General features: G+C 70.9%; 1 protein-coding gene. It reads left to right on the top strand.

The annotated features are described in order from the left end of the window. Positions 1–419: IS701 family transposase (locus NQU54_RS48860; RefSeq protein WP_257636695.1), on the top strand; the 419-nt coding region annotated here is incomplete at both ends.

A 419-nucleotide genomic window follows, 5' to 3' on the forward strand; every position in this document is an offset into this window, starting at 1 on the left:
CTGCGGGGGCTGATGATGGACGGTCGCCGCAAGTCGGTCCAGGCCATGGCCGCTCGGCTGCCGGACGGCAACGAGCAGAACCTGCAGCAGTTCGTGAACCAGTCCACCTGGGATCCGGTGCCGGTGCGTCGGCGGATCGCGCAGCGGATGGTGCCGCGGATCGGGCCGGATGCCTGGGCGGTCGATGACGTGTCGTTCCCCAAGGACGGCAGGATGTCGGTCGGCGTCGCCCACCAGTACTGCGGCGCTTTGGGCAAGCAGGCCAACTGCCAGGTCGCCGTCAGCGTGCACGCGGTCTCCGATACGGCCTCGTGCCCGCTGAACTGGCGGCTGTTCCTGCCCCGGGAGTGGGCGGATGACACCGTCCGGCGCCGGCGGACCGGCGTGCCCGAGGACATCGGGCACCGCCAGAAGTGGCG

This window comes from Streptomyces malaysiensis subsp. samsunensis, assembly GCF_024519315.1.
Taxonomy (GTDB): Bacteria; Actinomycetota; Actinomycetes; order Streptomycetales; family Streptomycetaceae; genus Streptomyces; species Streptomyces malaysiensis.